The sequence below is a fragment of the Sphingomonas sp. IW22 genome, from assembly GCF_041321155.1.
GTDB lineage: Bacteria > Pseudomonadota > Alphaproteobacteria > Sphingomonadales > Sphingomonadaceae > Sphingomonas.
Genome location: NZ_JBGGWB010000020.1, coordinates 1 through 1,814, shown reverse-complemented (window position 1 = coordinate 1,814; position 1,814 = coordinate 1). Strand labels below are relative to the sequence as shown.

2 protein-coding genes are annotated in these 1,814 nt (G+C 60.7%); one reads left to right on the top strand and one right to left on the bottom strand.

The annotated features are described in order from the left end of the window. The first annotated feature begins 148 nt into the window (after window positions 1-148). Window positions 149-340, top strand: coding sequence for a hypothetical protein (locus tag ACAX61_RS19475; RefSeq protein ID WP_370716196.1), 192 nt, complete (start codon window positions 149-151; stop codon window positions 338-340). Here ACAX61_RS19475 and ACAX61_RS19470 read toward each other — a convergent pair. Beyond that, window positions 319-873, bottom strand: a complete 555-nt coding sequence (locus ACAX61_RS19470; RefSeq protein WP_008833117.1) for a recombinase family protein — start codon at window positions 871-873, stop codon at window positions 319-321. The genes ACAX61_RS19475 and ACAX61_RS19470 overlap by 22 nt on opposite strands. Between the last annotated feature and the right edge of the window lie 941 nt (window positions 874-1,814).

The window sequence follows — 1,814 nt, the reverse complement described above, 5'->3', positions numbered from 1 at the left end:
TGGCGGAGAGGGTGGGATGCCGATCTCCGATCTCGTCGATTTGGTAATAGCGTGCGCTCGTTGAGTGCCGGATATGCCGGATTGTAGCGGTTTTGTGTAGTCTTGAGTTCGACGGAGAGGGTGTCCGTCGAACTCACGGGAATCTGGCATGAGTGAGGACGTCGATCGGCAAGGTTTTGGTGATGGTGACGTGGGTCGTCCCTGCCCGATCTGCCGGGGCAGTCCGCTCGATCCTCACTTCATTGAGATGGTCGAGTGGGAAGCAGCGCTGCCGGGTCAGGTGATGACGGCCGACGAGTTCCTCACATGGCTCGATGGTCAGGCGGCGAGCAGCCGGTAGACCGATGCGCGGCCGATCCCGAGACGCTTGGCGATCTGGGTGGCACCCAGACCCTCGGCACGAAGTTCGCGCACAGCATCGGGGCTGATCGTTGCGGGACGGCCCTTGTAGGCCCCTTTCAGGCGTGCGGCTTCGATTCCACGACGTTGCCGCGCCTTGATGAAGTGCTTCTCCATCATCCCCACGAGCCCGAAGACGGTGAGCATGACCTCGGCCATGATATCGGAGCCGTCCATGACAATCGCGGGGTCGTTGATCTTGAGCACCGCCTTCTTCTCGATGACCCGCTTGGCTATGGTGAGCAGATCGCCGGTATCTCGGGCAAGGCGATCGGGGTGAAGCGCCAACAGGGTGTCGCCGGGTTCGAGCAGACGCAGGGCGGCTTCGAGTTGGTCACGTCCGGTGAGCTTCGAGCCGTTGCCCACGTCGGAGAACACGACCACCGCTCCCAGCGATTCCAGCATCGTCTTCTGGGAGGTGATATCCTGCCCCTGATTGGAACTGATCCTCGCGTAGCCCAGCGTCTTGCCCATGGTGCCCCTGATTTGTCTCGTATGGCTCTAGACCGACTCGCTCCAGTCGTCTCTGAAGTCAATAGGCACCCATATGAGACGCGATCGGCGTCTCATACTTGTATCGAGGGTGGTTGCCTTATCGAGGCGCTCTTTCATTCCGTGGCGCAGATACGCCGCCTCGACCATCTGATGGCTCGACCCCACGAAAGTAAATAATGCAGGGGCCACGCTGCCTCTGGTATGATCAATCCATACAGCACGGGTCCACGGTCCCGCTAAAACCGGCCATATAATCCTCGTGGGGCATCGTCCCCGGACAGGCGCTCTTGATAGGGGGAGAAATCCCGAGCCGTGCGGCGTCAGTGAAATCGGTAGCGAGGGCCGCCCGCGTCAGTGCCATAGCGGGTCCGCTACACGCCTCCCCGGAGGGTCGTTGTGGTTCATCCCTCGGAAAACGGGGCAAGGTGACAAGGCCCGATCGTCGGATTGGGTGGCACTGTAGAAGGAGGCTCTGTGCGTGCAACTCACACCCTCCTACTCGACGGTCGTCATAGAACGGCGTTCGTCGAGCGCTTCGGCCCTTGTGGCCGATAACCGTCGCGGCTCCCGGAAGGGGCCGGGAAAGCGCACCTCATGCCGGGTCAGGGCGACCACCGGCTTCTCGTTGTGGAGAAGGGTGCGAGTTCGCCATCGATCCTACAGTGAGATGACTTTCCCCCCGGAGTTTGGCCCACCATCATGGTGCGCGAGGCTCCGGGGGGGGAAAGGCCATACTCACCCACATTGAGATGATGAGACGAACAGATTGGTCGATCTGGTCCAAATCGCTTCATTCAATCGCTCGGTCAGGTTGGGAGCGACTGCGACCAAACTGACAACGAGCAGGGCGAGCGATAGCTCGGCCTCCACATGATGGACGGGTGAATAGGGTTAGGCCGCAAGTGGGCTGTCTTGATCAC

Bases quoted from the DNA above. Each gene is read 5' to 3' on its own strand.
- ACAX61_RS19475 (WP_370716196.1), top strand. From the start codon at position 149: ATGAGTGAGGACGTCGATCGGCAAGGTTTTGGTGATGGTGACGTGGGT.
- ACAX61_RS19470 (WP_008833117.1), bottom strand. From the start codon at position 873: ATGGGCAAGACGCTGGGCTACGCGAGGATCAGTTCCAATCAGGGGCAG.